Below are 26,030 nucleotides of genomic sequence, written 5' to 3' on the forward strand. Positions count from 1 at the left end.
GCCTCTTTATTTAGAGGCCATCCATCGAGCCGTCATCTCTTAGCGCCCGCCTTCTTGGCCGCCGTGTCATTCAGCCCCTGGCACAGCCCCACCGATTTCACCCGGGTTGCCGGTGCCATTAATGATTGAAATTCCAGGCGATGGGCAGCTCAAGGTCGAAGACGAGCTCGTCCCCTTCCAGGCGAAAGGGGACGCTGGTCTGGTGCTGGTCATATTCGTTGATGATGAGGCAGCTCTCGGCGAAGTTGGACTCGTAGTTGAGCCGGGCCTTGCCCGTGGTGCCTGCGGCGTCGAGCGCTATGCCAAGCACCCGCATCGGGTTCTCCTGGCTCAGATTGACCCTGGTGTCCCCCACGTCCACCAGCCGCTCCAGCAGGGGGAAGAAGTCCTGCTTGTGGTGCTCTATTACCCGGGCTATGGCCTGCTCCAACTCGGCCTGAGTGGCAAAGGGGCCCGCCAGCTTATATCGGGTCTGGATCCGCTCCTGGGTCATTCTGGTCTCCTGCTCGCTTGTGCCCGATCCGGGCCTGTGGGTCACACCTTATCAGATACGGGGGCAAAGCATCAGGCGGGGATGCGGCCGTTGCGCACCAGCGCCCGGCGGATGTTCTTGCACATCTTGCCGAAGCGCTGGATCTCGTCGAAGAAGGGCGGGATGCCGCGGTCGATCTGGTATTGCCAGTAGCAGAGATCCGTATCCACCAGCTCCATCAGCTTCTTGGGGCAGCCGATGCAGCTGTTGTCGGGGCCGCATTTGAAGGTATCCGGTTGATAGAGCGGGAATTCTTGTTTCACGGCGTCGATGATCTGCTGCATGGCGGTGATGCGGTCGGGTTTTCTGCTCACGGCGTTCCCCTGCGGTCGGTATGGGGGAGTCATTATATCCCTGACAAAAGGTGGGCCAATGACGCTGAGGGGGTAGTTCGGCGGCGGATAGCATAACGCCCGGCAAGCCGGGCGTTGTGGGGACAGGCGGCCATGGCGCCATGCAAAGCGCCGACAGACGCTAGAAGTCGTGGTAGAGGGGCCAGCCGAGCAGGGGGTGCCTGAGCCCGGCGCGCATCTCCATGTTGTCGAGCTTCTCCGGGGAGGCGTTCTCCCGTTGCTGCTGCTGATACTGGCGCACAAACCCCAGGGTGTGCAGCAGGTTCGGCACGAAGCCAGGGCTCAGCTCCTGGCGCAGGGCATCGGCCATGTCGGCGGGCAGCTCGGCGAGCATCAGGGCAAGCTGGGCGGCGAGATAGTCGGTATCGTACCAGCGCTCGTCGAGCTCAATCTCCCGCGCAAGTTTGCGCTTGAGGTCCTGCTTCACCTTGAGGGGCGCGGCGCCGCTGCCCTTGCCGCACAGGATGCGGTAGAGCAGGGCCTCGGCCAGCTTGTCTTCCATGGTGGGGTGATCGCTCTCGCAGGCGAAGAAGTGCTGGTCGATGAGCCCCATCAGGCGGACCTTGTTGTGCTCGGCCAGCGCCTTCTCGTACTCCTGCCACCCTTGCCACTCCTCCACGTCGGGGGGGCTCGAGATTTTGTCCAGCAGCCTGGCATCCACGTCGCCATAGAGGCTGTTGCCCGTCTGTTTGGGGCTGACGGAGATCAGCATGGACCAGCCCTTCTGGAACGGCTTGATGGGCCCTTCCGGCGCCTGCAGCAGGGCCAGCGCCCGGGCCGTGTCGCGCCCGGAGAGCTCCTGCAACCCCAGGCTCACCACGCCGATGACGTCGTGGGCGGCCTGCTCCAGCAGGTGCATCTTGTACTTGTTGTAGTACTTGTCGGCGAATTTCAGGCTCATCAGCACCGCCTTGCCCTTGATGGCGGCAAGCTGCTGGGCGCTCAGGCGTTCGTTGTCGCGGCCAAAGCGCAGCACCTGGGTGAGGAAGGGGCCTTCGTTGGCCTCGCGGATGACTAGCTGCATAGGGCTCTCCTCAATCCAGGAAGCTGAACATGTCGTCCACTTCGTCGTACTCGTCGCTGACCTGGTTCTTCTCCTTGGCCTGCATCACCAGCTCGTTGGCGAACTTGTTGATGATGCCGTCCCAGGTGGCGTTCTCGCTGCGCAGCAGCGACTTGATGGCTTTCTCCACCTCGGGAGCCTGCTCGCGGATCAGCATCAACAGGCTTCTCGGATCATCCAGCGGGTAGTCGTGGGCATCTTCGCTCTGCTGGCGCTCGCTGTAGGCGAGGGACTCCTCGAGATCTTCCTCTTCGGCGTGCAGGGTGTCGCGATAGCCCTCTTCATCCTCGTAGCGATCGCCACGGTAGAACTCGATGAAGGGGATGGCGAGGTAGAAGAGACCGGCCGGATCTTCGGCGATGCACTCCAGGATCTCGCGCTGCTTGGCCTCGTTGTCCTGGGTGCGGATCAGGTAGTTGAGGAAGTCGAAGGTGTGCTGTTGCAGCTCTTCGGCATTGTTCTTGATGGCCTCCTCCCAGTAGAGAGGCTGCTGGCAGACGATGTCGCGGATCCGCTCCGGGGTCATCAGCTCGGAGATGATGGACGGGAAGGAGATGTCGTGCTGGCCGTTGATCTGGGTCAGGGTGACGATATCAATGTTTTCAATGACTTCGGCCAACTGCTCGTCGGACATTGTCTTGGCGATCAGCTCGAACTTTTCGCTGGCCTGCTTGGGCTCGACCACGGCCAGCTCTTTGATCTCGATGGCGGTAATTTCTATCAGACTGTTCATGCTTTGCCTCAAATTAGAAACGCACTTCGTCGTACATGTCCTGATCGTCTTCCTCACCCTCGCCGCCATGGTAGTCGGCGTCGGCATCTTCCCCGTCGTCATCTTCGTCGTCGCGTAGCTCGTAGTCGTCATCGGCACGACGGCCACCGCGGGGCTGGGGGTTGTCCAGCAGGTAGAGCACGGCGCAGGCTTCGATCAGCTGATCTTCGCTCTGGGCCCGCACCGCCTTGACCAGCGGCAGATCGGCGTTGTTGAACGCCACCGACACCTTGAACGCGTCCCATGAGGGTTGTACGCCGTCGGCGAGCCACCTGGCCCACTCAGGTTTCGCCTTGGGCGGGAACTGCACCCGGCCATAGAGGGCGAGCGGCAGGTATTCGGGCATGAACTCCAGCATGCTGATGTCGGCCAGCAGCAGGGCCTTCATCTTGCCGGTAAACTGCTCGAGCGCCTTGGGCTGATCCTGATCCCGGTAGGATTCGATGTTCTCGCCCGCGTCACTCATCAGCGCTTTGATGCGCGCCTGGTCCCATTTTTTTTGCATAGCGCCCTCAGGGGTAGAATTGGTCCCACATCTCCTGCATGGCAGCAGCGGGATCGGTCACGATGACGTTGTTGAAATCCTTGATAAAAGCGGCTCTCGCCTTGGGATCGGAAAGCACTTCGTAGGCCTTCTTCACCTGATGCAGCCTGATGGCTGCCTGCTCTTTCTCTTCTTCGCTCGCCCCGTGCAACTTGTCGGGGTGGTACTGGTTCGAGAGCCGTCGATAGGCTTTCTTGATGTCGTTTTCGCTGGCGTTGGACTTGACGCCCAGCACCCGAAAGTAGTTGTTCATGGCAGATCCTGCATCACTGGCATCATCAGAGTCACAATGCTGGCGCCTGATGGGGCTTGGGGGAACCAGGCACGGTAAAAACCCGTCATTTTAACGGAAACCACAGGCCACCGCCATGAATAGGACGCGATATGGCAGCGACCCGGGGGGAATGGGGAGCCCGCCCGTCACCCAGGGAGCTCTGTATCCTGCCACGCCGGGCTGATCCGTCTCGGGGACTACAATACAGAGGGCGTCAGACTGCTGCTGTCGCCAGGGATCCGCCCCTGCGACAGGCATCAAGATCCGGCAAGGCCGGCACCATCACAAGGAATAGACACCATGTTCAAACGTTATCTTCTGCCTCTGGTACTGCTGGGGGGCGTCGCCATCGCCGCCGATGAGAGCCTCGATGAGCCGCTGGTACTGCTCAAGGGGGATGTCACCAAGGCCCAGTTCATGGAGAGAGCCGAGCAGCGCTTCGCCCGGCAAGACAGCAATGGCGATGGCACCCTGTCGGTTGCCGAGAAAGAGGCCGCCATGGCCAGGATGCAAGAGGCGATGAAGCAATCGGGCAAGGCCATGCCCGGCAAGATGGCCAACATGAGGCCGATGCAGGACACGACCAAGGCGCAGTTCATGGAGCGCCATGAGACCCTCTTCACCCGGCTGGACAAGAACGGTGACGGCGTGATCGACGAGGCCGAACGGGCCAGTGTCAAGGCCCGGCTCGGCCAGGAGATGATGTCACCGGCGCAATAGGGGCGAATCAGCAAGGACGGCCTTCAGATAAAAAAGAGCCCGGTCGTCATACCGGGCTCTGTTCATTGTGATGGGGATCAAGCCAGCCAGTCGGCCCACAGCAGCCGCAGCTGCAAGCCCCAGCGACTGCTCCAGCCCGTGGTGCTGCTCACCACCTTGCCCTCCTTGATGATGAGGAAGCTGGGGGTGACGCTCACCTGCCAGCGGGCGGCGAGCGCCCCCTGTTCATCGTTGTGGGTGGGGAAGCTCAGCCCCTTCCTGGCCATGCCCTGCTGCAACCTGGCGTCGTCGCCGGAGCGCAGCGCCACCGTCAGCACGTTGCCGCCGTCCTGCCAGAGCTGCTCCACTGCCGGGGTAGTGAAGCGGCAGACGGCGCACCAGCTGGCCCAGTAGTAGACCAGCAGCGGCCGCTCCCGGCTCATGGCCTGCAGGTCGGCCCGGGTGCCATCTTGCAGGGTCAGCACAGGCAGCGGGCTGTCCTCCGGCAGCGCCGGACTGCGCCACAGATCCAGCAGGGTCGAGATGATCAGGGCAAACAGCAGCAGCCAGAGCGCCTCCCTGCCCCAGCGTCGCCAGCGGGGTCTGGGGGTTGTCGTCTCGGTCATGCGTTACCCCAGTTTCGCCAGTTCAGTTTTCACAAGCTGTTCGAGCTGCTCATAGGGGAGGGCGCCCGGCACCAGCTGGTTGCCGATAAGCGTCGCCGGTGTGCCCTGAACCCCCAGCAAGGTGCCGATGCGCAGACTATTGCGCAGCTCCTCGGTGGCCTTGCCCTCGGGTTTGAGCGCCACATTGCCGGTGGCCGCCAGCGCCTTGTTGATGTCCGCCTCGGTCAGCATGCCCTGCTTGCTCATCAGCTTGTCGTGCAGGGCGAGGAAGCGGGCCGGATCCTGCTGCCACAGGGTCAGGCTGTACTGGGCCGCCTTGGCGGAGGTCTGTCCCTTGAACGGCAGCAGCTTGATCACCAATCCCAGATCGTTCGGATAGGCCTTGAGCAACTTGGTCACAGCGGGGTCGAACTGCTTGCAGTAGGGGCAGTTGTAGTCGGTGAAGAGCACCAGGGTCAGCTTGGGGTTCTTGGCCCCCAGGCGCGGGCTGGTGGCGCTGTTGAACAGCACATCCTGGTTGCCCTTGATGAAGTCGCCGAGCTGGGCCGCCTGATCCGCGGCGTTCTGTTTCTCCCAGGATTCGGCCGCCTCATCCAGGATCTTCGGATTCTGGACCAGGGTCTCGCGGATGAGCTCCTTGATGCGTGCCTCCTGCTCCGCAGTGAAGGGGGCGGCGTGCAGGGCCGGGGTCAACAAGGTGCCCAGCAGGGTCAGGGCGAGCAGGGTCGGTTTCATTTGGTTTCTCCTTGAGAGGGGGCAATACCGGCTTGCGCCAGGGTGGCAAGCAGGGTCGATCGGTCCAGCAGGGGGGAGAGGATCTCGCCATCCGTCAGGCCGGGCCCGTAGATCTGGTTGAAGGGAATAGCCACGCTGCCGCGCTGGCGCAGGAAGCTGGCGATGCCCTCGGAGGGGCGGCTCCAGTCCCCGCGCAGGGCCACCACATCGGGGGCGCTCAGGGCCTGTTGCACGTCATCTCGCAGCAGTACGTTGAATTTGTTGGCCTTGCAGGTGATGCACCAGTCGGCGGTCACATCGACGAAGACTCGCTTGTTCTGGGCCAGTGCCAGTTCGATGGCCTGCTCCGAGAGCGGCTGCCAGTCGACCCTGTCCTGCTGGGGCTTGCCGTCCAGGGTGAAGGCGCCGCCGAGCAGCAGGGCCCCGCCCAGCAGGCAGCCCAGTGCCAGCCCCAGGGTCAGCGTGCGTATGCCATGGCGCCAGACGACGGCCAGCAGCAGGGCCGTCAGCATCAGCGCCATCAGGATCAGCATCCAGAAGGGGCCGACGTGGTTGCCGAGCAGGCTGAGCAGCCAGAGGCTGGAGCCCAGCATCATCAGGCCGAGCAGGGTGCGCAGCCGCCCCATCCAGCGGCCCGGCTTCGGCAGCCAGAGCGCCAGGCGTGGGACGGCGGCGATGAGCAGCCAGGGCAGGCTCATGCCCACACCGAGCGCGGTAAAGATGAGCCAGAGCTGGCCGAGCGGCGCCCCGAGGGCAAAGGCGACCGCAGTGCCGAGGAAGGGGGCCGAGCAGGGGGTGGCCAGCAGGGTGGCAAAGCAGCCCTGCAGGAAGTGACCCCCCAGCCCCTGACCGCCGCTGGTGGCCAGGCGGGTATTGAGGTTGCTTGGCAGTCGCAGCTCGAACAGCCCCAGCAGGTTGGCGCAGAACAGCGCCGTCACCACCACCATGAAGCCGATAAACCAGACGCTCTGGAACTGGATCCCCCAGCCGACCGCTCCCTGGGTGGCGCGCAGCAGGGTGCTCATGAGCGCCAGCGCCCAGAAGGAGACCAGAATGCCGGCACTGGCCGCCAGGAATTGCAGGCGCACCGGGCGGCGCTCCCGGCTCTCGAGTTGCAGCACGGATCCCAGCTTGAGGGCCAGCACCGGCAGCACGCAGGGCATCAGATTGAGGATGAGGCCCCCCAGTAGCGCGGCTCCCAGCAGCCAGAGCAGCGACTGGCCGCCGCTCGGCAGGGTCAGGGGCTCACCAATGCGGACCTCGCTCTGCCAGGCCTGCTCGCCGCTCGCCAGCACCAACCCGAGTGGCTGATGACGGATATCGGGGGCATCCCCCTGCCAGCCATCGCTGACCGGAATGCGGGCGATCAGGGTGTTGCCCTGCACCTCCAGGCTGGGCTCGCCAAACTCGGCCCCCTCCAGGCGCTGGAGGAACACCTGGGGATCCTGCCAGCCCTGGGGGTTGTCGGCGGTCAGTTGCAGCTGGTTCTGCCGGTAGCCCGCCTCGAGGGTCACAGTGCCAGGCATGGCCTGTGGCAGGGTGCTCATCGCCTTTGCATAGGCAAGGTCGAACCCTTCGGGGGCAGCGCCGTCCAGCGCCAGGGTGAAGGGGTAGTCGGTCAGGATGCAGACGTTGCTACAGGTCGAGAGGCGCAGGGTGCCCGTCAGCGCCTCGCCGCCGCTGCGGGTGAGGCTGATGGGCAGGCTGACGTCCCCCTGATAGCCCTGGGTCGAGATGCCGCTGACGTCAAACCGCCTGGGCACTGGCCAGTGCCACTGCGCCGCCGGCTCGGGCTTATCCCAGAGGATCTCGGGGGCTATGCCGCCTTCCCCCGGATTCTGCCAATAGGTTTTCCAGCCGGATTCAAGCTGCAGGCTGAGCAGCACCCGGGGGGCGGAGGGATCCCGGGTGTCAGCTTGCAGCCGCACCTTGGCGTGATCGTTCTGGGGGCTGGTGAGCCAGCCAGTGTCGCTGGCCAATCCCATGGATTGCCACAGCAGACCGCTCAGCAACAGGGCGGTCTTGATGATGTTTGACATGTGTTTGTCTCTTGAAAATGAAAGTCAGGGTGGAGAAAACCGCCGCAGACTCATTCCCGCCAGACGCAGAGGGTGAGGTGCAGTCGCCGTTCTGGGGGCGAGATGTTGATGGGAGGAGGAAGCGCAGGGGCGCGGCGCGACAGGGGCGCCAGCAGGGCAATCACGAAGGCGATGGCAAAGAAGATCTGCTCGGCGCAGAGCAGGCTGGCGGCACTGAGCCACTTGCCGTTGAGCTGGCAACTGCTGGGCTGGGGCGTCGCGGCTTGCCCCTCGTCGGCATCGGCGCTGGACGAGGAGAGGGGAAGAGCCTGGCAACTCAGGGCCTGGTCGAGCTGTGCCAGCCTTGCCAGCGGCTGGGCCGCACAGTTGAGCACCAGGATGCAGACCAGCAGCAGGAGTCTTGTCGCCACGCGTTGTCGCAAAATCATGCTCGTCCTACCCTGTTGAATGGGGCATATCCTATCGATCAATGGTGGCGTGAGCAAGCCGGTGGGATTCGATGCGGCCACGTGTTCCATCCGGGGTGGTCGGTTCTGTCTGGCGAACGCTTGTTCGCTAAAAGGGGGACCAGTATACTGCGCCGAGTCAAATTCCGAGGTGTTCGATGCTCAAACTTGCCCGTGTGCTGCTGCTTACCCTGCTGCTCATCTTCTGGTTCGTGTTTGGTCTGTTGCTCTGTCTGGTGCGTCCGCGCCACCCCAACAACGTCTATGTTTTCGCCCGCATGTACCATGCCGTCTGCCCGATCATCGGGCTCAAGGTCCGGGTCACCATTCCGGACGAGGTCAAGTCGGTGGGGCCTGCCGTCTATGTCTGCAATCACCAGAGCAACTTCGACATCTTCACCGTGACCGGCGCCGTGCGTCCCGGCGTGGTGGCAGTGGGCAAGAAGAGCCTGCTGTGGCTGCCCTTCTTCGGCCTCATCTTCTGGCTCTCCGGCAACGTGCTGATCGACAGATCCAACCGCTCCCGTGCCATCGGCACCATTGGTCAGGTAGTGGATCGCATCAAGCACCACGGCACCTCCATCTGGATGTTCCCGGAAGGGACCCGCTCCCAGGGCCGTGGTCTGCTGCCGTTCAAGGCCGGCGCCTTCCACACCGCCGTCCAGGCCGAAGTGCCCGTGGTGCCCATCGTCTGCTCCAGCTACTTCGGTCAGGTCGACCTGAACCGCTGGGACAACGGCGAGGTGCTGCTGGAGATGCTGCCCCCCCTGTGCAGCAAGGAGCACGGCGCTGCCGGCATCCGCGATCTGTCGGATACCTGCCGGGCCAGGATGGAAGCCAAGCTGGCGGAGCTGGATGGCAAGCTGGGTCATCGCCCGGCCGCCTGAGGCTGAGCCCAACTTCATGAAGGGAGCCGCTGGCTCCCTTTTTTATTGGTTAAAATAACCACTTCATTGGCAATTTTCACCAACTCATGGCCTTGAGATGGCAATGCCAAGTCTCCATCTATCTGTAAAACAACAATAAATTATCTTGGCACGGCTCTTGTAATGCCATGGGGAGAGAGTGACATCCCATCAACAAGGAGCCAGACCATGAGCGTATTCAGCCGCCTGACCGACGTGATCAATGCCAACCTGCACAGCCTGCTCGACAAGAGTGAAGAGCCGGAGAAGATGCTGCGTCTGATGATCGAAGAGATGGAGCAGGTGCAGATCGAGATGAGAACCCAGGCCGCCCGCGTCATCGCCGAACAGAAACAGCTGGAGCGCCATCAGCAGGCGCTGCGCCACCAGATCCAGGAGTGGTCTGCCAAGGCCGAGCTCGCCATCCAGAAGGGACGTGAGGATCTGGCCCGTGCCGCCCTTACGGAGAAGCTGGCCGAGGTCAAGAAGTGCGAGCAACTGGAGCAGGACAAGGCCCGGGTGGCCGAGGTGCTGGCCCAGCTCACCGCCGACAGCGAGCGGCTGGCGACCAAGCTGACCGAGGCCCGCGAGAAGCAGAAGATGCTGACCCTGCGCGAACAGACAGCCCATAGCCGGATCCGTGCCCGCGCCCAGGTGGACAACCAGCGCATGCATGAGCTGATGGCCCGCTTCGACGGCTTTCAGGGCCGGGTCGATCAGCTGGAAGCCCAGCTGGAGGCGGCCACCCTGGGGCAGAATCCCTCCCTGGAGGCCCAGTTCCGCGAGCTGGAGTTGAACGACGAGATTGAGCGCGAGCTGGCTCGCCTGAAAAGCCGGAAGGCGGAGGCATAACCATGAGCCCCTGGCCCAAAGATCTGGCCCATCGCAAGCTGACCGGGGTCTGTGCCGGTCTGGCCAGGGGGCTCGGGATCTCGAGGGTGACGGTGCGGGTGCTGGCCTTGCTGGCGCTTATCCTGATGCCGCCCCTGGCCCTGGCCCTCTATCTGCTGGCGGTGCTGGTGATGCCGCCCCGTCGTGAATTGAAACGCTGGCTGGATTGATCCCCGGATCAGACCCGCTGGCCACTGCAAGCCTGTGAGGAGCACAACATGCTGGAATTTATCGTCTTGATGCTGGTGCTGGTGACCATGGCGCTGACCGGTTTTACCGTGCTGGCCATGCTGCTGGTAAGCGGGGTCTTCGTGCTGTTTGGCGCCCTGGCCGGCATGTTTGCCCTCATCATCAAGCTGGCGCCCTGGCTGCTGCTGGTGCTGGCGGTGTGCTGGTTGCTCGGCAACAGGCGCAAGCAGTCGAACACCTACCGTTAAGCCTCCCTGCTATCGGATCCTTCCTTGGCCGCTGCTCCCAGCGGCCTTTTTTATGGCGGGAGCGACTGGTTCAGGGGGATGGATCGATGGGTGCCGCGGCGGCGCTCAGCCAGGGTTGGCTCCAGTCGTGCCAGAGTCCGGGGTCGAGCACCAGGCGCTCCTTGAATGCCTTGCTCTGCTGCTTGAGGCGATACTCGAGGCGCAGCGCCTCGCCCTTGTCTGCCACCCCCTGGCGCCACACCAGGGTCAGAGGCCCCTTGCCACGCAGGGCGCGGGCACCCTTGCCGCTCTGGTGCTGGCGCAGACGCCGCTCGGGATCCGTGCTGATCCCCGCATAGAGCGAGCCCGCACCGGTGCGCACCAGATAGATAAACCAGTTAGTTGCAGGCTTATCGGTACCGACGTCCGTCGTCATGACTCTTTCCACTGGACCCGGCCGCGCCCGAGCAGGTGCAGGGGCAGCAGGCTCACCAGCAGGCCGGCCCAGACGAAGGCGAAGCCCACCGATTTCACCGGATCCGGGATCTCCCCAAACCAGAAGATGGCGAGCAGGAAGGCGAGGCTCGGCTCTATGTATTGCAGCAGCCCCACAGTGCTCATGCGGGTGCGTGCCACTGCGTAGCAGAACAGCCCTACCGGCAGCAGGGTCGCGGGGGCAGAGCCCATCAGCAGCAGCTTGTCGGCCCAGTCACCGGCCATGAACTGGCTCATGCCGTGCAGGCCCAGCCAGGCGAGGATCAGCAGGGCGACGGGAAGCTGGGCCAGGGACTCGAGGTAGAGGCTGACACCGGCATCGTGGCGCACCTTCTTCTTGATGAGGCCGTAGAAGGCGAAGTTGGCCCCCATGATGAGGGAGAACCAGGGCAGCTCGCCGTAGGAGAACAGCATGTAAGCCAGCCCCGCCAGGGCCAGGGCGACCGCCAGATGCTTCTGGGGGGTGAGCCGCTCCTTGAGGAAGAGCACGGCGAAGGCGATGTTGAACAGCGGCGTCATGAAGAAGGCGAGGCTGGTGGCCAGCACCTGGCCCGTGGTCAGGCACCAGGTGAACATGCACCAGCTGATGGACATGACGGGGCCCGCCAGCAGGATGAGGCCGAGCTGGCGGGGTTCGCTGCGCAAGCGTGCCCAGGGGACCCGCACGCCGAGCAGCAGGAAGAGGCCGCCCAGCAGGACAACAGACCAGAGCACCCGGTGGGAGAGCAGCTCCCACATGTTGATCTCGGGCATGAACTGGTAATAGAGGGGCAGCATGCCCCAGAGCACGAAGGAGAGGGCCGCACTGCCGGGGCCCAGCCAGTTCTTCATCGCTTTCCGTTTATTAAATTAAACAAATGTGGCCGCATGATAAGTATCTGCCGCCGGTTCCACAAGCGGGATCCTGCCGGAAACTCTGTTACCATCAGGCCATGAACCGACTAGACCTGCTGTTTGAACAGATCCGGGCCTGCCGCCTGTGCGAGGCCCACCTGCCGCTCGGGCCCAGGCCGGTGATCCGCGGCAGCGAGCGCGCTCGCCTGCTGATCATCGGTCAGGCGCCCGGTACCCGTGTCCATGCCAGCGGCATCCCCTGGGATGATCCATCCGGCGATCGGCTGCGCCACTGGCTCGGGGTGGACAAGGCCACCTTCTACGACGAATCCCGCATCGCCATCATGCCGATGGGGCTCTGCTACCCCGGCAAGGGCAAGTCGGGGGATCTGCCGCCGCGCCCAGAATGTGCGCCCACCTGGCACGACAAGGTGCTGATGCTGTTGCCCAACATAGAGCTGACCCTGCTGATCGGCCAGTACGCCCAGCGCCACTATCTGCGGGAGGCGGGCAGGGAGTCCCTTACCGAGACGGTGCAATGCTGGCGGGAGTATGGTCCCGGCTGGCTGCCGTTGCCGCACCCGTCCCCGCGCAACACCTTCTGGCTCAGGAAGAACCCCTGGTTCGAGCAGGAGGTGATCCCCCATCTGCAGCAGCGGGTTGCCCCCTTGCTGCTTTGATTCAGACCGCCGGCTCTGCCAGCGGTTTTGACTTGCCGCGCGCCATGGCGACCAGCGGCAAGATGATGCACAGGCACCCCAGCAGCAGCGGCAGACCGGGCTGTTCGTCGAACAGCCAGACCCCGATGGCGACCGCCATCAGCAGGCCCGTGTACTCCGCCGAGGCTATCTTGCTCGCCTCCGCCTTGCGATAGGCCACCACGCACAGCCCCGCATAGACCATGATCAGCGCCGAGGAGCCGAAGGCGGGCCACCACATCTGCCACTGCCAGTTCCCCCCTTCCCACCAGGCCAGCGCCAGTATGAAGGGCATGCTCAGCACGTTGGTGAAGAACAGGGTCTGGGCTATGGGCTGCTTGAGCGGGATCCGCTTGATCAGCAGGTTGTTGACCGCCATGGAGAGGGCCACCCCGAGCGCCGCCAGGGCGGCCCAGTTCACCTCGGTCGGCCGCAGCACTATCAGCACACCGATGAAACCCACTAGGGCCGTCAGCACCTTCTGGCGCGACAGCGCTTCCCCTGCCAGCCAGACCGCGAGCGGCACCATCAGCAGCGGGGCCGCATAGAAGAGGGCATTGGCGGTGGCCAGCGGCAAGCGGGTGAGGGCGACCACCATCAGGCAGACGCCGATGGCCCAGATGTGAGCCCGCAGCAAGTGCCACTTGATGGCCACCGGCGGGTTGCGCCGCCAGGACCAGAGCAGCCAGGGCGCCAGCAGGAGGGCGGCGGAGAGCTGGCGGAAGAAGACGAACTGGAACACGGGCTGGCTCGGCTCCAGCACCTTGACCAGCGCATCGGAGAAGACCGCCACCATGTTGCCCAGCACCAGATAGAGGATGCCAATCCCGACTGCGTTCATACCACCTCCCACGTTAGATGAGGGAAGGGTAGTCTGACGCCTGTTATCCAGTAAAATGATAAAAAATCACCATCCATGAGAATTTTGGATAATGAAACTGCCTCCCCTGCGCGCCGTTCAATACTTCGAGGCGGTTGCCCGCCTGCTCAGCTTCTCCCGTGCGGCCCTGGAGCTCAATGTCAGCCAGAGCGCGGTCAGCCACCAGATCCGCCTGCTGGAGGACTTTCTGGGGGAGCGGCTGCTGCTGCGCCAGGGGCGACTGCTGTCACTGACCGCCCAGGGGGAGAGCTATTTCGAGGGGATCTCCGCCGGGCTCGGCCAGATAGCCCAGAGCAGCGAACAGCTGCGCGGCGGCGGCGAGATGCGGCTGCGGCTCGCAGTCTACAGCTCCTTTGCGGTGAAGTGGCTGATCCCCAGGCTGGCCGGGCTGCGCCAGCTCTACCCCGAGCTGGATCTGAGCCTCGAGATGGTGGCGGAGGATCCCGAGCTCTCCGATCGGGTGGCGGACTGCTTCATCACAGTCTCCCCCCACGGGCGCGGCTATTGCCACGACCTCATCTATCGGGAGCGGCTCTTTCCGGTCTGCAGCCGTCGCCTGTTGCAGCAGGTGGAGGGGGAGTGGCCTGCCGCCATCTGGCAGTTGCCGCTGCTCTCGGTGCAATCCATCTACAAGGCGCGGGGGGAGGATTGGCAGCGCTGGGCCAAGGCGGGGGGGCTGGTGATCCCGGACGAGGCGCGGATGCACCACTTCAGCCATGTGCTGCTGGCGATGGAGGCGGCGGCCTGGGAGCAAGGGGTGGCATTCGTGAACGACTACATGCTGCGACCGGACGATCCCCAGCTGGTGGCCCTGCCGGTGCACCAGCTGGAGACGGGGGATGCCTTCTACTTCACCTGCAAGCGCTCCCGGGCCCATGAGCCCGCCATCAGCCGGCTGCGCCAGTGGCTGATGATGGAGACGCGCCAGAGCATGCCGCTCTAGCCGGTTGGGCTGCTGGCTCAGGATGAACAGGGGGCAGGGGATGAACGAGGGGGCGAGATAGGGAGTGGCCTGACAGCTGGGATCAGGCCACTCCAGGCTCAGGCTTTCTTGAACTGGCTCAGGATGAAGAGGCTGGTGGCGCAGACCACGACCGAGGGGCCTGCCGGTGTGTCCTGGTACCAGGATAGGGTCAGCCCCCCCAGCACGGCGAGACAGCCGATCAGGGCCGCGAAGCCGGCCATCTGCTCCGGCGTCTGGCTGAAGCGGCGGGCGGTGGCGGCGGGAATGATGAGGAGCGAGGTGATGATCAGCGCCCCGACAAACTTCATGGCCACGGCGATGACCAGGCCTATCAGCAGCATCAGCACGCAGCGCAGCACGTCGACCCGCACCCCTTCCACCCGCGCCAGCTCCTCCGAGATGGTCATGGAGAGCAGGGGATCCCACAGCCGCCACAGGGTGAGCAGCACCAGGGCGCCGCCACCGTAGATCCAGAGCAGGTCCATGGGCTGCACCGAGAGCAGGTCGCCGAACAGGTAGGCCATCAGATCCACCCGTACATTGTCCATGAAGCTCAGGGTGACCAGGCCCAGCGACAGGGCGCTGTGGGCCAGGATGCCGAGCAGGGTATCGGTCGCTACCTGCTGGTTGCGGCTCATGATCACCAGCAGTATGGCCATGGCGAGGCAGCAGACCACCACCGCCAGGGTGAGATCCACCTGCAGCAGTATGCCGAGCGCTATGCCGAACAGGCAGGCGTGGGAGAGGGTGTCGCCAAAATAGGCCATCTTGCGCCACACCACGAAGCTGCCCAGGGGCCCGGCCAGCAGGGCGATGCCGAGGCCGGCCGCGAGGGCGTATAACAGAAAGCTGTCCACTTGAATGTCCTTAACTGCGCTTATGGATTGCGAGACGGCAGGCGGATGACGGGGACCTGCGGCTCATGATGATGGTGTTCGCCGTCGCAGTGGTGATGGTGGGTATAGACTGCCAGCACCTCCCGCTCCGGCCGCCCGAACAGGCGGGCAAATTCGGGGTGACGGGCCACGCTCTCCGGCTCGCCGTGGCAGCAGACGTGGCGATTGAGGCAGATCACCTCGTGGGTGCTGGCCATCACCAGGTGCAGATCGTGGGAGACCATCAGCACGGCGCAGTTGAACTCGGCGGCGAGCTGGCTGATGAGGGCGTAGAGCTCTATCTGGCCCGTGATATCCACCCCCTGGACAGGTTCGTCCAGCACCAGCAGCTCGGGCTTGACCAGCAGGGCGCGGGCCAGCAGCACCCGCTGCATCTCGCCGCCGGAGAGCTTCTGCATCCGGTTGTCCAGCAGCTCCTGGGCGCCGACCCGCTCGAGCGCTTCCTCGATGGAGAGGCGGCTGTTCTTGCCGAGTTGCAGGAAGCGGCGCACCGTCAGCGGCAGGGTGGGATCCAGATAGAGGCGCTGGGGAACATAGCCGACCCGCAGATCGCGACGACGAATGATCTTGCCGGAGTCCGGGTTGAGCAGGCCCAGCACCAGCTTGCTCAGGGTGCTCTTGCCCGCCCCGTTGGGGCCGACCAGGGTGGTGATTTTGCCTTTGTTCAGGGTAAAGGAGACCTTGTCGAGCACGGACCGTCCGTCAAACGACAGACAGACCTCTTTCAGCTCCACCAGTTGGGTCATGACAGCTCCGGGGTTTACAGCCTGTGAGAGTTATAATATAACAGCGACGTTGGTTTGTTATATTATCACACACTCACTCCCTGACGAGACCTCTATGCGAATTCTTACTCTGATCACTGCGCTGCTGGCGGTGAGTCTGCCTGTCCGCGCCCTCGAGGTGCTGACCACCATCAAGCCCCTTGGTTTCATCGCGGCGGCCATCACGGATGGCGTGAGCGAGCCCAGCGTCTTGCTGCCAACCGGTGCCTCTCCCCACGACTTCTCCCTGCGTCCTTCCGATATTCGCAGCATCAACGACGCCGATCTGGTGGTTTGGGTCGGCCCCGAGTTGGAAGGTTTCATGGCCAAGCCGCTGGCCAATCATCCCCACAAGCTGACCCTGACTCAGGTCCCGGGGATGCCGCTGTTCAACTACGCGACTCAGGGCAGCCAGGATCCCGCTCATCATGACGACCACGACCATGATCACGCCGCTCATGAGCACGATGACCACGATCACGATGAAGGCCATGAGGGGCATCACCACGAGGGGGTGGATCCCCATATCTGGCTGGGGCCGACCCAGGCCAAGGTGATTGCCAGGGCGATCGCGACCGAGCTTGGCAAGCAGGATCCGGCCAATCAGGCCCGTTATGCCGCCAACCTGGCCGCGTTCGATGCCAAGGTGAACGCCAAGGACAAGGTGATCGCCGAGCAGATGAAGGTGGTGAACCAGAAGGGCTATTTCGTGTTTCACGAGGCCTATGGTTACTGGGAGCGTCACTACGGCATGAGCTCCAGGGGCCACTTCACCGTGAGCCCGGAGCGTCGCCCCGGCGCCAAGACCCTGGTGGAGATCCGCAAGGCGCTTGAAGAGAAACAGGCGAGCTGCATCTATGCCGAACCGCAATTCTCCCCTGCGGTGATCGAATCGGTCGCCCGCAACACTGGCGCCAAGGTGTTGCTGCTGGATGAAGTGGGTGAGCAGGTGCCGCTTGGTCCCGATGCTTATCCGCACTTCATGCAACAGCTGGCCGACGCCTTCGCCCAGTGCCGTTGAGGCATCCCAGACTTGCCCTATGGGGTGGCTGCGGCCAACTATACTGACCTCCAGCGTCTGATATGGAGTGTCAGCTATGAAATTATTGCTTGTCCCCACCTGCACCCTGGCACTGCTCTGTGCCAGTGTGCAGGCCTCTCGCCTGTCCGAACACATTGCCAGCCCCGAGCTGAAGGCAAAAATGCAGGAAGTCTATGGCGCCAGGGCCATCCAGCGCGCCGAGGCCTTTTCCCGCCTGCTCGCGCCCAGAGCGGGGACCACGGATCAGCAGAAGCTGGAGCTGGTCAACAACTACTTCAACAATCTGACCTACAGCGAGGATCCCAGGCTTTGGGGGGACGAGGACTATTGGGCCAATCCGCTGGAATTCATCGGGGCCAGAGGGGGTGACTGCGAGGATTACAGCATCTCCAAGTACTACACCCTGATGGAGCTCGGCGTTGACGAGAAGAAGCTGCGGCTGGCCTATGTGAAGGCGATCCGCTACAACCAGTTTCACATGGTGACGCTCTATTTCCCGACGACCAAGTCCGACCCTCTGGTACTGGACAACATCAATGGTCGCATCCTGCCCGGCAGCAAGCGCAACGACCTGCAACCCGTTTACAGCTTCGATGCCAAGAGCATCTGGGTCATGAAGTCACGTCGTGAGGGGACACTGGCCGGGAGTGCCGATCGCCTGACCCAGTGGAAATCGATGCAGAGCCGCTTCTCCAGCGAACATCTGCGTGCCCCCCGTCGCCAGCTATAGCTTGCCTGCGGCTTTCAACTCCTCGAAATACCTTGCTGCCCCCGGATGTTGCGGGGCGTTCAGCACCGGGCCTATCTTGTTGCGCGCCTTGTGGAACAGGTTGGCATAGCCATAGGTCTGCTCGTTGAAACTGGTCTGCTGGCTCAGCATGGCCTTGGTCAGGCGATAGGCGTCTTCCTCCGGCGTGGCGGCATTGGTCACCAGGGTGGCGGCGATGGCAAAGGTGGGGGTGGCTTTCAGGTTGCCGGGATAGATGCGGGCCGGAACCTGGCTGCGCTGGTAGTATTTGACCCCTTGCAGCAGTTGATCCCGGGTCGCACCCTCGATGGCCATGAAACGGATGGCGCAGCGCTTGGATGTCTCCAGCACTATCCGGTTCGGGTGCCCCATCACCAACCCATAGGCATCGATCTGTTTGCTGCACAAGGCTTCGGACAGATTGGCCACGCTCTTCAGATCGAGATCCTGCTCCTTTGCCCCCAACACGTTGAACAGTGCCAGCGCCGTCTGGCGAGTGCCCGAACTCTTCAGTCCCATGTCGATGGGGGCCAGCTTGAGTTGCTCCAGGGTGGTGATGTCGCCATCGGCCCGCACCACTATGGTGAAAGGCTCGGCGTGGGTGGCAAAGAGGGTTCTCAATTCGGGCTGAGGTTGCTTGGCAAATGGTCCCGTACCCTGGCTGGCCTGATAGAGCCAGTCGGACTGGACGAGGGCGTAGGGGATGTCTCCGGCTTGCAACTGCCGCAGATTCTCGATGGAACCCGAGCTGGCCTGCGGTTTGCATTGCAGTGCGGGGTCGCTCTTGTGAGCCAGTCGGCAAAACTCCTTGATGACCTGGTAATAGATACCCTGTTCGCCCCCCGTGCCTATGGTCATGGACACTGCGTGCGAGCCGGGCTGCCACAGCAGGGCAAGCAATAGAATAGGGATTCTCATGATGCCTCCTGGCTGGCATAGCCATCGATGCCCCAGCTGCGCAGGGTATCCGTGTCGTTGATGTCGCCGGCTTCTGCCAGCAGGGTATAACCGGAGGCATGCAGACACTGGGAAAGCAGGTTCCAGTAAAGGGGGGCCTGGGTCAGCTGGCAGCTGATGAAGACCGGCTTGATGGGATCGAGCTTTGTCAGGTTGTCGTTGTTCATGGGCACATTGCTGAATGCCATCTCGACACCCTGGGCCTGAAGCGCACCCAGACGCTCCTCGGCCAGGGGAGGGAAGCTTGCCAAATCCCAGCGCCAGTCCAGGGTCTTGCCCCTGGCGCTGGCCAGAGTGGGGGCGAACTGTGCCCAGTCGGGATGATTGAGCAGGCTGAGGGGGAGCTGTAGCCCTTCCGCCTTCTGGTTCAGCCAGTCGTTGAGTAGTGCCCGGATCTCGTCCGGCGAGCTGTCCGTGGTGGGGGGGGTCTGGGGCAGCAGCCGGCTATAGAGCCGGATGTTTCCCTGAGTTGAGAAAAAGTGTTGCAGGTACATGCCGTTGGCGATGTCGGTCAGTCCCGCGAGTTTCTGATGGGCCTGCAGGTTGTCATGTTTGCCGAGCTGGGTGATCTTGAGTCTTTGCTGCAGCAGATCCCGCTTGCGCTCGGAGACCAGCTGGTTGATGGAGACCACAACTTCCTGCAACTCGCGAAGCCATGGGGTTGGCAGATTGCCGCTGAACTGGCGTTTGCGGATCTGCACCAGTTGCAGGCTGACTTGTTCGAGGGGACGCAGCAGGCGGCTGCACACCCAGGTGATCACCAGGGTGAATACCAGCAGCCCCGCGAGCAGTGCCAGTCCGGTGCGGCCGATGGCGTTCCAGAGGTGTTGGTAGGCGTACCCTTCGTGGCCCTCGAGGGTGAGGGTGCCTAGAATGCGCCAGCCGTCGGTGAGCTCCTGCTCAATTTTTACCGGCGGCATGTCGATAACAGAAGGGAGCCAGGTCGGCACATTTTGCTGCGCCGTGTGGAAGACCTTCTGGAACAGCAGCTGGCCATCGGGATCCAGCAGCGTGACCGAGCTGACGAAGCCGCCATCGAACATGGCGTTGACTATGGTTTCCGCCAGCACCTTGTCATCGTTGAGCAGGGTGCCCTGCAGCACCAGACCCAGGGCCGTGATGGCCGTCTCCAGGTTGGCCGACATCTGATCGAGGATGGACTGCCGTACCGTGGTGATCTCCAGCATGAGCAGCAGGATGGCACCAATGGTGAACAGGATCAGGATGATTACATTTAACAATCTTGCCAATGACATACCCACTCCCTGGAAATGTTTTTGCAACATCTGATGGTCCGGGGGGGAACGCAACCGGACTTGGTTCTTAAAAATAGAAAAAAATGGCTGAAAAAGGCGATCATTTCTGCCCATGCAGGAAGGTTATGCATAAAATGTGAGTTTCGTGCATATCGCGATGAACTTTTTGTAAGTATTTAGGTCTAAAACCCAGATATTCGGTTTTCATAATAAAAAATCATAAAAACAGACCCACAACTACCACCCTTAGATCTAATAACAGGATAGCGGATGAAACGTCTCCGTCCCTTGGTAGCGCAGGCTGCCAACTGGGAACCCCCGGTTCCCCGCAAGCATTTTTACGCCATGCTATTGCTCACGGCCATGACGCTGTCAGCGGTAGCCGTATTGCCAGCTCCAGGTGACATCCTTGAGCGGCCACTGCGTCTGGAGTTGCCGATTGCCACCACTGGCACCGCAACCAACGAAGACAACACCGACTTCAACGACATCCCGGATCACGAACTAGTGGAAGCCGCGGCGCCGGAAGATGACATTCCGGCCGATGCCACGCCCCAGTGGCAGGACTACCGGGTGCGCAACGGCGAGAACCTGACCACCATCTTCAACAATCTCGGCCTCTCCACCACCACCCTCTACAAGGTGCTGGATGCGGATGCCAAGAACAATCTGGCCCGCCTCAAGCCTGGACAGACCATAGAGTTGCTGATCGATCAGGACAACATACTGCAGCAACTGAAGATCCGCCTGAACATCAAGCAGACCCTGGTGCTGGAGCGTACCGACGACACTTACAGTGCCAACATGCTCAATGAAGAGGTGCAGTGGCAGCAGAAGAGCTATGACGGCGTCATCAATGGCAGCTTCTACGTCAGCGCCCGCAACGCGGGGATCCCGGCCAACCACATCCAGAAGATTGCCAACCTGTTCCAGTGGCGCCTGAATTTCGCCAAGGATCTGCAAAGAGGCGACAAGTTCAAGGTGCTGGTGAGACAGGAGACGGTCGAGGGCAAGAGCACCGGCAACACCCAGCTGCTGGGCGTCGAAGTGTTCAGCCAGGGCAAGACGGTATCTGCCTGGCTGTCGGAGGATGGCAACTATTATGATGGCCAGGCAAACAGCCTGGAGCGTGGCTTCCGCCGGTATCCGACCCATAGTCGCTACCGGGTCAGCTCCAGCTTCAACCCGGCCCGACGCCACCCCATTACCGGCCAGGTCCGCCCCCATGAAGGGACTGACTTCGCCCTGCCGGTGGGGACGCCCGTGATGGCGACCGGCGACGGTGTCGTGCTCAAGGCGACCCGCCATCCCCTCGCGGGCACCTATGTGGTGATCAAGCACGGCCGCACCCTGATGACTCGCTATCTGCACCTGAGCAAGCTGCTGGTCAAACCCGGCCAGAAGGTGAAGATGGGGGACAAGATAGCGCTCTCCGGCAACACGGGTCGCTCTACCGGTGCCCATCTGCACTACGAGGTGCGAGTCAACAACCGCCCGGTGGACCCCATGAAGGTCAAGCTGCCGATGGCGGAGCCGCTCTCCGGCAAGGACAAGCGCCAGTTCCTTGCCAAGGTGAAGAGCTATCGCAAGGAGATGGAGGCGGGCTGAGCCCCTCTCTGAGGGTAACAAAAAGGCCCCGCCAATCTGGCGGGGCCTTTTTGTTGGTGGCCTGGACTCAGTAACCCTTGTCGAAGTCGATGCGACCGTCGAGTTGCTGGCCGTCGATGAAGCGGATGTAGTTGCGGATGAAGATCTGGGCCACATCTTCCGGGAAGCTGTAGGCACTGTTGTGGGGGGTGATAATGAGATTGGGCTGATGCCAGAGCGGGCTGTCGGCGGGTAGGGGCTCCTGCTCGAACACATCCAGCACCGCAGTGCCCAGCTTGCCGCCGCGCAATGCCGCCAGCAGATCCCCTTCATGGACGGCGTTGCCCCGGCCGACGTTGAAGAAGATGGCCCCCGGCTTGCAGTGGTTGAAGCGATCGGCGGTGAACAGATGGCGGGTCTCGCGGGTCGCCGGCAGCACGCTGACGATGACGTCGGCCTGGGCCAGCATCTTGTTCAGTGCCGGCAGTTGATACACCTGATCGAAGCCGGCGCGCTCATTGCCACTGTGGCTGATGCCGAGCACCCGCATGCCGAAGTGCTTGGCGGTGTGGGCTATGTGCTGGCCTATGCTGCCGGTGCCCAGGATCAGCATGGTGCGTCCCTTGAGCCCCAGATAGGGGTGGCTCTGCCAGAGTCGCTGCTGCTGCTGTTCGCGGTAGAGCGGCAACTGGCGCGACAGGCTGAGCAGGTGGCCGAACACGTACTCGCTCATCAGCGGCCCGAAGATGCCGCGCACATTGGTGAGCAGGTAATCGCGGCGGCAGCTGGCATCCAGCAGTACATCGACCCCGGCGTAGGTGGACTGGAGCCAGCTCAGCCTGCCGGCTTTGGCCAGCAGGGGTCTGGCCCGTGCCGGTTCGGCCATCAGGATGTGGGCATCACCGATCAGCTTCTCGGCGTCGCTCTGGTTGTCGGCCCGCAGTATGTGCAGATGGGGAAGGCGGGCGGCCTTGAGCAGGCGCTCATAGTGGTTGTTGTCCTGGCTGAGCAGAAGCAGGGTACGTTGGCTCATACTCTTGTTCCTTATCATGTTTGCGGCACGGCGGAGGAGGTGTCTGTCCTCATCTTACCCCAGTTGATCGGGCAAGATAGTCGACCAGGGCGCTTTTTCGTTTTCGCCACGCCCCTCGTGGGCTACAATCTGCCCCACATTTTGCAAAGGATCCGACTCCAGTGTTTGGTGACAAGTTTTATAAGCGACTGGCCGAGCTGCAGCCTTGGCAGCAGACCGTCTACACCCTGGCGCTGGCAGAGCGCATGTACCCCAACTATGCGCTGTTTACCCAGGCCTCCGGCTTCGGGGATGCAAAGGCATTTCGCCACGCGTTGGATCAGATGTGGAATTACCTGACGGTGAAGGGCTCCCGGGTCAATCTTGGGGCGATCCTGGAGGCGTTTGAAGTCTATATTCCCGAGCCTGGCAAATTTGAGTCTTACGGTGCTTACCCGGCGCTGGATGCCTGCGTGGCGCTGGGCTGTGCCTACAACTCGGTGATCTGCCGGGTGGGTGAAGAGGCCAACGATGCCAGCCATGCCTCGGTCGGTACCGTGGCCGGTTTCATCGAGATGCTGGAAGAGCGGGATCTCAGTGACGAAGAGCTCTACGAGCATGAGTACATGGAAGCCGAGCTGGAGTTCCAGGTCGAGCTGCTAAAGCGGGTCGCCCATGAGCGCGACAGCGATCGCATCCTGGCTATCCGCACCTTTGCGGCCCAGGGCGGCGTCTCCAACATAGGCATCAGCCTGGAAGAGTGATCTCCCCTCACGCTTCCCATAAAAAAAGCTCCCATCCGGGAGCTTTTTTTATGCCCGCTCTTCGGTGAGCGGCCTGACGCTCAGCACGGGAGCCGCGTCTATGCCGTCGGCATTCATCATGGCCGAGATCCGTTGCAGGGAGGAGAGCAGCAGTCCCTGCTCCCAGTTCTCCAGGGCCTGGAAGCGCTGGATGAAGCTCTCCTGCAGCGGGGTAGGGGCCTGGGCGAGCAGGGCGCGCCCCGCGTCAGTCAGTGTCGCATGCACCTTGCGCTTGTCGGTTTCGCTGCGGATGCGCTGCACCAGCTGGCGGCTCTCCAGCCTGTCCATGATGGTGGTTGCGGTGGCCTGGCTCATGTTGGTGTGATCGGCGAGCTGGCGCATGGATATCTGGCCAAGCTCGTTGATCCCCTTGAGCAGCAGGAGCTGCGGCGACGTCAGTCCGGCCTCCTTGATCAGGCGCTTGGAGTGCATGTCGATGGCACGGATGATCTGGCGCAGAGCAATCAGCACTTCATCATGTTTTTCCATGGAGTCGGGGTCATCGCAGGGCTGTGGAGAGGCGCAAAATTCTCCGCCTAATCCACAACAAGGTCAATATGGTTTTTGGTGTAATCATTTCTGCTCTAATGAGTTTTGTGTTAGGTTATTGGACAATTGCCGCATTTAAACCCGATATTTGAGGAGTGACATCATGAATGACGACCTGGATATCAAGTCCCTGGTTGCCGACCTTCGCGTGGTCAGGGTCCGCTATGAACTGCCAGATACCTCGGCTTTCGTGCGTTATCAGCCCGCCTATGACGAGGACCCCAACAACCTGCAGGTCCATCACTACGATGGTGAGCTGCCGCTCTCCTGCAGCGACACAGGTTCTTTCAGTCTAAAGGAGTTGGTGAACGAATTGCGCTACGCCTATGTGCTGGTGCACCTCTTCCCCGACGAGAGCGCCATGAACTTCTACCTGGCCGGTCTGGACAATGGCCTGGCCCAGCTCGAGTTCATCGGCGGCTCCTATGACTTCAACCGGCTCTGGATCACCAGCGGGGTCTCCAGTCTGGGGGTGCCCATGGCCATCTTCCTCGGCAAGCGTCACGCCGTGAATGGCCAGCCTTCGGTCACCCTGGTGGATCACCGCGAGCGGGTGGCGGGTCGACTGGTCTATCGCGCCATCGGTGGTGCGGGGGATCACGTGGGTGAAGATTTTTTCAACAATGACTAAGGAGGCCAGATGAGAGCAACCAAAGGGCTTTTGAAAGGCCTCAATCCCACCATGGCCATGACGGCCCTCACCGTCGTGACCCTGTTCCTGCTGTTCGGGGTGTTTGACCCGGATACCGCGGGAACCTGGTTCACCGGCGCCAAGGACACCATCATCGCTGGCTTCAAGTGGTACTACATCCTGGTGGTCGCCCTGTTCCTGTTCTTCGCCGTCTACCTGATGTTCAGCCGCTTTGGCAGCATTCGACTGGGCGACGACGACCAGGTACCGGAGTTCGGCTACTTCGCCTGGTTCTCCATGCTGTTCAGCGCCGGCATGGGCATAGGCCTGGTGTTCTGGAGCATCGCCGAGCCCATGTATCACCTGCAGGGCAACCCCTTCGTCACCGAGGGGATGACGCCGGAAGCGGCCCAGATGGCCATGCGCCTCACCTTCTTCCACTGGGGTCTGCACCCCTGGGCCATCTATGTGATCGTCGGCCTGTCGCTGGCCTTCTTCAGCTACCGCCGCAAGTTGCCGCTGGCCATTCGCTCCGTGCTCTACCCCATTCTCGGCGAGCGGATCTACGGCTTCTGGGGCCATGCCGCCGACGTGCTGGCGGTGTTCGGTACTGTATTCGGGGTGGCGACCTCCCTGGGGCTTGGCGTCTCCCAGATGAACACCGGCCTCAACCAGATGTTCGGCATGGAAGTCTCCCAGCACAGCCAGCTCTGGCTCATCGGCGGCATCAGCCTGATCGCCACCCTGTCGGCCATCTCCGGCGTGGGGCGCGGGGTGAAGATCCTCTCCGAGCTCAACATCTGGCTCAGCGCCTTCATCCTCGCCCTCTTCCTGGTGCTGGGGCCGACCACCTACATCCTCAACGCCTATGTGCAGAACATCGGCGATTACCTGCAGAACATCGTCAAACTGAGCTTCTGGACCAACACCGAGGCCAACGGCACCTCGGCCTGGCAATCGAGCTGGACCGCCTTCTACTGGGGCTGGTGGATAGCCTGGGCCCCCTTCGTCGGCATGTTCATCGCCCGCATCTCTAAGGGGCGCACCATTCGTGAGTTCGTGCTCGGCGTGCTGCTGGTGCCCTCCCTGCTCGGCATGTTCTGGCTCACCGTGTTCGGCGGTACGGCCATGCATCTGGAGCTGTTTGGCGGCGGTGGCGTGGTGGCGGCAGTCAACCAGGACGTGACCCTGGCGCTCTACAAGACGGTGGAGCTGCTGCACTGGGAGACCTTCGGCTGGATTGCGAAAGGGGTGTTGACCCTGCTCATCTGTACCTACTTCATCACCTCCAGCGACTCGGGCACGCTCGTGATTACGACGTTGCTCTCCATCGGCGATCAGGATCCCCCCGTGCTGCACCGCGCCATCTGGGGGCTGGGTCAGGGGCTGGTGGCGGCCATCCTGCTGGTTTCCGGCGGCCTGGCGGCCCTGCAGGCGGCCAGCATCATAGCCGCGCTGCCCTTCTCGCTGATCATGCTGGCCATGTGCTATTCGCTGATGCAGGGGCTCAAGCAGGAGAGCCAGCACCAGTTCGAATACCGGCAGAAGCTCAAGCGCCATCCCGGCTCGGTCAATCTGAGCCTGCTGGATCGCATAGGTCCGGGTTGATGGCAGGTTAA

At 62.4% G+C, this 26,030-nt stretch carries 32 protein-coding genes; 13 read left to right on the forward strand and 19 right to left on the reverse strand.

From position 1 onward, the window contains the following. Positions 1 to 118: 118 nt before the first annotated feature. From AC1IN8_RS10875 to atcJ, 6 genes are all read right to left on the reverse strand, one after another. Positions 119 to 493, reverse strand: a complete 375-nt coding sequence (locus tag AC1IN8_RS10875) for a hypothetical protein (protein ID WP_479758855.1) — start codon at positions 491 to 493, stop codon at positions 119 to 121. 71 nt (positions 494 to 564) lie between these two features. After that, complete coding sequence (locus tag AC1IN8_RS10880) at positions 565 to 816, reverse strand: hypothetical protein (RefSeq protein WP_479758928.1); 252 nt, start codon at positions 814 to 816, stop codon at positions 565 to 567. A 190-nt stretch (positions 817 to 1,006) separates the two neighbouring features. Beyond that, the gene (gene atcC, locus AC1IN8_RS10885) at positions 1,007 to 1,909 is read right to left on the reverse strand and encodes a cold adaptation protein AtcC (RefSeq protein WP_319912234.1); all 903 of its coding nucleotides are present in this window, start codon (positions 1,907 to 1,909) and stop codon (positions 1,007 to 1,009) included. A gap of 10 nt (positions 1,910 to 1,919) precedes the next feature. Further along, entirely contained in the window at positions 1,920 to 2,681 is a 762-nt protein-coding gene (gene atcB / locus AC1IN8_RS10890) for a cold adaptation protein AtcB (RefSeq protein WP_265436982.1), read from the reverse strand. 13 nt (positions 2,682 to 2,694) lie between these two features. After that, positions 2,695 to 3,225 carry a cold adaptation protein AtcA gene (gene atcA, locus AC1IN8_RS10895; RefSeq protein ID WP_479758856.1) on the reverse strand — a complete coding sequence of 177 codons (531 nt, stop codon included), beginning with the start codon at positions 3,223 to 3,225 and terminating at the stop codon, positions 2,695 to 2,697. A gap of 7 nt (positions 3,226 to 3,232) precedes the next feature. Beyond that, positions 3,233 to 3,517 (reverse strand): cold adaptation protein ActJcold adaptation protein ActJ, encoded by a 285-nt coding sequence (gene atcJ / locus AC1IN8_RS10900; protein WP_139438754.1) that lies wholly within the window; start codon positions 3,515 to 3,517, stop codon positions 3,233 to 3,235. A gap of 321 nt (positions 3,518 to 3,838) precedes the next feature. On the opposite strand from atcJ, the gene AC1IN8_RS10905 reads away from it, so the two are divergent. After that, complete coding sequence (locus AC1IN8_RS10905) at positions 3,839 to 4,258, forward strand: EF-hand domain-containing protein (protein ID WP_479758857.1); 420 nt, start codon at positions 3,839 to 3,841, stop codon at positions 4,256 to 4,258. A 77-nt stretch (positions 4,259 to 4,335) separates the two neighbouring features. On the opposite strand, the gene AC1IN8_RS10910 is transcribed toward AC1IN8_RS10905, so the two are convergent. From AC1IN8_RS10910 to AC1IN8_RS10925, 4 genes are read right to left on the reverse strand one after another with little or no spacing between them, the layout of a single operon-like run. After that, positions 4,336 to 4,863, reverse strand: a complete 528-nt coding sequence (locus AC1IN8_RS10910) for a protein disulfide oxidoreductase (RefSeq protein WP_479758858.1) — start codon at positions 4,861 to 4,863, stop codon at positions 4,336 to 4,338. A gap of 3 nt (positions 4,864 to 4,866) precedes the next feature. Then, positions 4,867 to 5,598 (reverse strand): DsbA family protein, encoded by a 732-nt coding sequence (locus AC1IN8_RS10915; RefSeq protein ID WP_479758859.1) that lies wholly within the window; start codon positions 5,596 to 5,598, stop codon positions 4,867 to 4,869. Then, positions 5,595 to 7,637, reverse strand: a complete 2,043-nt coding sequence (locus AC1IN8_RS10920) for a protein-disulfide reductase DsbD family protein (RefSeq protein ID WP_479758860.1) — start codon at positions 7,635 to 7,637, stop codon at positions 5,595 to 5,597. The genes AC1IN8_RS10915 and AC1IN8_RS10920 overlap by 4 nt, the downstream gene beginning before the upstream one ends. 50 nt (positions 7,638 to 7,687) lie before the next feature. Next, a complete protein-coding gene (locus tag AC1IN8_RS10925; protein ID WP_479758861.1) occupies positions 7,688 to 8,065 on the reverse strand; it encodes a hypothetical protein in 378 nt (125 codons plus the stop codon). Between the two features lie 176 nt (positions 8,066 to 8,241). Here AC1IN8_RS10925 and AC1IN8_RS10930 point away from each other — a divergent pair, with 176 nt between their 5' ends. The 4 genes from AC1IN8_RS10930 (at position 8,242) to pspG (ending at position 10,316) form a co-directional block, all read left to right on the forward strand. Then, positions 8,242 to 8,970, forward strand: coding sequence for a 1-acylglycerol-3-phosphate O-acyltransferase (locus AC1IN8_RS10930; RefSeq protein WP_247627304.1), 729 nt, complete (start codon positions 8,242 to 8,244; stop codon positions 8,968 to 8,970). A 207-nt stretch (positions 8,971 to 9,177) separates the two neighbouring features. Next, positions 9,178 to 9,840 carry a phage shock protein PspA gene (pspA, locus tag AC1IN8_RS10935; RefSeq protein WP_163147997.1) on the forward strand — a complete coding sequence of 221 codons (663 nt, stop codon included), beginning with the start codon at positions 9,178 to 9,180 and terminating at the stop codon, positions 9,838 to 9,840. Positions 9,841 to 9,842: 2 nt separating this feature from the next. Beyond that, on the forward strand, positions 9,843 to 10,049 hold the full coding sequence (locus AC1IN8_RS10940; RefSeq protein ID WP_042649985.1) for a PspC domain-containing protein: 207 nt from the start codon (positions 9,843 to 9,845) through the stop codon (positions 10,047 to 10,049). Positions 10,050 to 10,097: 48 nt separating this feature from the next. After that, a complete protein-coding gene (gene pspG / locus AC1IN8_RS10945) occupies positions 10,098 to 10,316 on the forward strand; it encodes an envelope stress response protein PspG (RefSeq protein ID WP_319916846.1) in 219 nt (72 codons plus the stop codon). A 70-nt stretch (positions 10,317 to 10,386) separates the two neighbouring features. Here pspG and AC1IN8_RS10950 read toward each other — a convergent pair whose 3' ends face one another. Together AC1IN8_RS10950 and rarD are read right to left on the reverse strand one after the other, a co-directional pair. After that, positions 10,387 to 10,731: a GIY-YIG nuclease family protein gene (locus AC1IN8_RS10950; protein WP_479758862.1), complete on the reverse strand. Its 345-nt coding sequence runs from the start codon at positions 10,729 to 10,731 to the stop codon at positions 10,387 to 10,389. Beyond that, positions 10,728 to 11,621: an EamA family transporter RarD gene (gene rarD, locus AC1IN8_RS10955; RefSeq protein ID WP_479758863.1), complete on the reverse strand. Its 894-nt coding sequence runs from the start codon at positions 11,619 to 11,621 to the stop codon at positions 10,728 to 10,730. Before rarD ends, AC1IN8_RS10950 begins: the two co-directional genes overlap by 4 nt. Positions 11,622 to 11,722: 101 nt before the next feature. On the opposite strand from rarD, the gene AC1IN8_RS10960 reads away from it, so the two are divergent. Then, positions 11,723 to 12,304, forward strand: coding sequence for a uracil-DNA glycosylase family protein (locus AC1IN8_RS10960; RefSeq protein WP_479758864.1), 582 nt, complete (start codon positions 11,723 to 11,725; stop codon positions 12,302 to 12,304). A 1-nt stretch (position 12,305) separates the two neighbouring features. Here AC1IN8_RS10960 and AC1IN8_RS10965 read toward each other — a convergent pair whose 3' ends face one another. Beyond that, a complete protein-coding gene (locus AC1IN8_RS10965; RefSeq protein WP_139438720.1) occupies positions 12,306 to 13,163 on the reverse strand; it encodes a DMT family transporter in 858 nt (285 codons plus the stop codon). A gap of 91 nt (positions 13,164 to 13,254) precedes the next feature. Between AC1IN8_RS10965 and AC1IN8_RS10970 the strand changes: the two genes are divergently transcribed. Then, positions 13,255 to 14,145 (forward strand): LysR substrate-binding domain-containing protein, encoded by an 891-nt coding sequence (locus AC1IN8_RS10970; RefSeq protein WP_479758865.1) that lies wholly within the window; start codon positions 13,255 to 13,257, stop codon positions 14,143 to 14,145. Between the two features lie 98 nt (positions 14,146 to 14,243). On the opposite strand, the gene znuB is transcribed toward AC1IN8_RS10970, so the two are convergent. Then, positions 14,244 to 15,023, reverse strand: a complete 780-nt coding sequence (gene znuB / locus AC1IN8_RS10975) for a zinc ABC transporter permease subunit ZnuB (RefSeq protein ID WP_479758866.1) — start codon at positions 15,021 to 15,023, stop codon at positions 14,244 to 14,246. A 20-nt stretch (positions 15,024 to 15,043) separates the two neighbouring features. Further along, the gene (gene znuC, locus AC1IN8_RS10980) at positions 15,044 to 15,808 is read right to left on the reverse strand and encodes a zinc ABC transporter ATP-binding protein ZnuC (protein WP_025325607.1); all 765 of its coding nucleotides are present in this window, start codon (positions 15,806 to 15,808) and stop codon (positions 15,044 to 15,046) included. Positions 15,809 to 15,902: 94 nt separating this feature from the next. Between znuC and znuA the strand changes: the two genes are divergently transcribed. Next, positions 15,903 to 16,847, forward strand: coding sequence for a zinc ABC transporter substrate-binding protein ZnuA (gene znuA, locus AC1IN8_RS10985; protein WP_265436992.1), 945 nt, complete (start codon positions 15,903 to 15,905; stop codon positions 16,845 to 16,847). Between the two features lie 76 nt (positions 16,848 to 16,923). Further along, positions 16,924 to 17,598 carry a transglutaminase-like cysteine peptidase gene (locus tag AC1IN8_RS10990; protein ID WP_111913433.1) on the forward strand — a complete coding sequence of 225 codons (675 nt, stop codon included), beginning with the start codon at positions 16,924 to 16,926 and terminating at the stop codon, positions 17,596 to 17,598. Here the strand turns inward: AC1IN8_RS10990 and AC1IN8_RS10995 are convergent. Both AC1IN8_RS10995 and AC1IN8_RS11000 read right to left on the reverse strand, forming a co-directional pair. Beyond that, a complete protein-coding gene (locus AC1IN8_RS10995) occupies positions 17,593 to 18,534 on the reverse strand; it encodes a TAXI family TRAP transporter solute-binding subunit (protein WP_479758867.1) in 942 nt (313 codons plus the stop codon). The two genes, AC1IN8_RS10990 and AC1IN8_RS10995, sit on opposite strands and share 6 nt — an antisense overlap. Beyond that, positions 18,531 to 19,829 (reverse strand): LapD/MoxY N-terminal periplasmic domain-containing protein, encoded by a 1,299-nt coding sequence (locus AC1IN8_RS11000; protein WP_479758868.1) that lies wholly within the window; start codon positions 19,827 to 19,829, stop codon positions 18,531 to 18,533. The genes AC1IN8_RS10995 and AC1IN8_RS11000 overlap by 4 nt, the downstream gene beginning before the upstream one ends. A gap of 270 nt (positions 19,830 to 20,099) precedes the next feature. Here AC1IN8_RS11000 and mepM point away from each other — a divergent pair, with 270 nt between their 5' ends. Continuing rightward, positions 20,100 to 21,437 carry a murein DD-endopeptidase MepM gene (gene mepM, locus AC1IN8_RS11005; protein WP_139438705.1) on the forward strand — a complete coding sequence of 446 codons (1,338 nt, stop codon included), beginning with the start codon at positions 20,100 to 20,102 and terminating at the stop codon, positions 21,435 to 21,437. A gap of 67 nt (positions 21,438 to 21,504) precedes the next feature. Here mepM and AC1IN8_RS11010 read toward each other — a convergent pair whose 3' ends face one another. After that, positions 21,505 to 22,449 carry a D-2-hydroxyacid dehydrogenase gene (locus tag AC1IN8_RS11010; RefSeq protein WP_202047463.1) on the reverse strand — a complete coding sequence of 315 codons (945 nt, stop codon included), beginning with the start codon at positions 22,447 to 22,449 and terminating at the stop codon, positions 21,505 to 21,507. Between the two features lie 161 nt (positions 22,450 to 22,610). On the opposite strand from AC1IN8_RS11010, the gene AC1IN8_RS11015 reads away from it, so the two are divergent. Continuing rightward, positions 22,611 to 23,192, forward strand: coding sequence for a YjaG family protein (locus AC1IN8_RS11015; RefSeq protein ID WP_163147989.1), 582 nt, complete (start codon positions 22,611 to 22,613; stop codon positions 23,190 to 23,192). Between the two features lie 48 nt (positions 23,193 to 23,240). On the opposite strand, the gene AC1IN8_RS11020 is transcribed toward AC1IN8_RS11015, so the two are convergent. Beyond that, positions 23,241 to 23,720, reverse strand: coding sequence for a MarR family winged helix-turn-helix transcriptional regulator (locus tag AC1IN8_RS11020; RefSeq protein WP_025325615.1), 480 nt, complete (start codon positions 23,718 to 23,720; stop codon positions 23,241 to 23,243). 163 nt (positions 23,721 to 23,883) lie between these two features. Between AC1IN8_RS11020 and AC1IN8_RS11025 the strand changes: the two genes are divergently transcribed. Together AC1IN8_RS11025 and AC1IN8_RS11030 are read left to right on the forward strand one after the other, a co-directional pair. After that, positions 23,884 to 24,411, forward strand: a complete 528-nt coding sequence (locus AC1IN8_RS11025) for a hypothetical protein (protein WP_025325616.1) — start codon at positions 23,884 to 23,886, stop codon at positions 24,409 to 24,411. A gap of 9 nt (positions 24,412 to 24,420) precedes the next feature. Then, positions 24,421 to 26,019 carry a BCCT family transporter gene (locus AC1IN8_RS11030; RefSeq protein WP_139438696.1) on the forward strand — a complete coding sequence of 533 codons (1,599 nt, stop codon included), beginning with the start codon at positions 24,421 to 24,423 and terminating at the stop codon, positions 26,017 to 26,019. The last annotated feature ends 11 nt before the right edge of the window (positions 26,020 to 26,030 follow it).

It is taken from the genome of Aeromonas sp. 130281, from assembly GCF_056642115.1.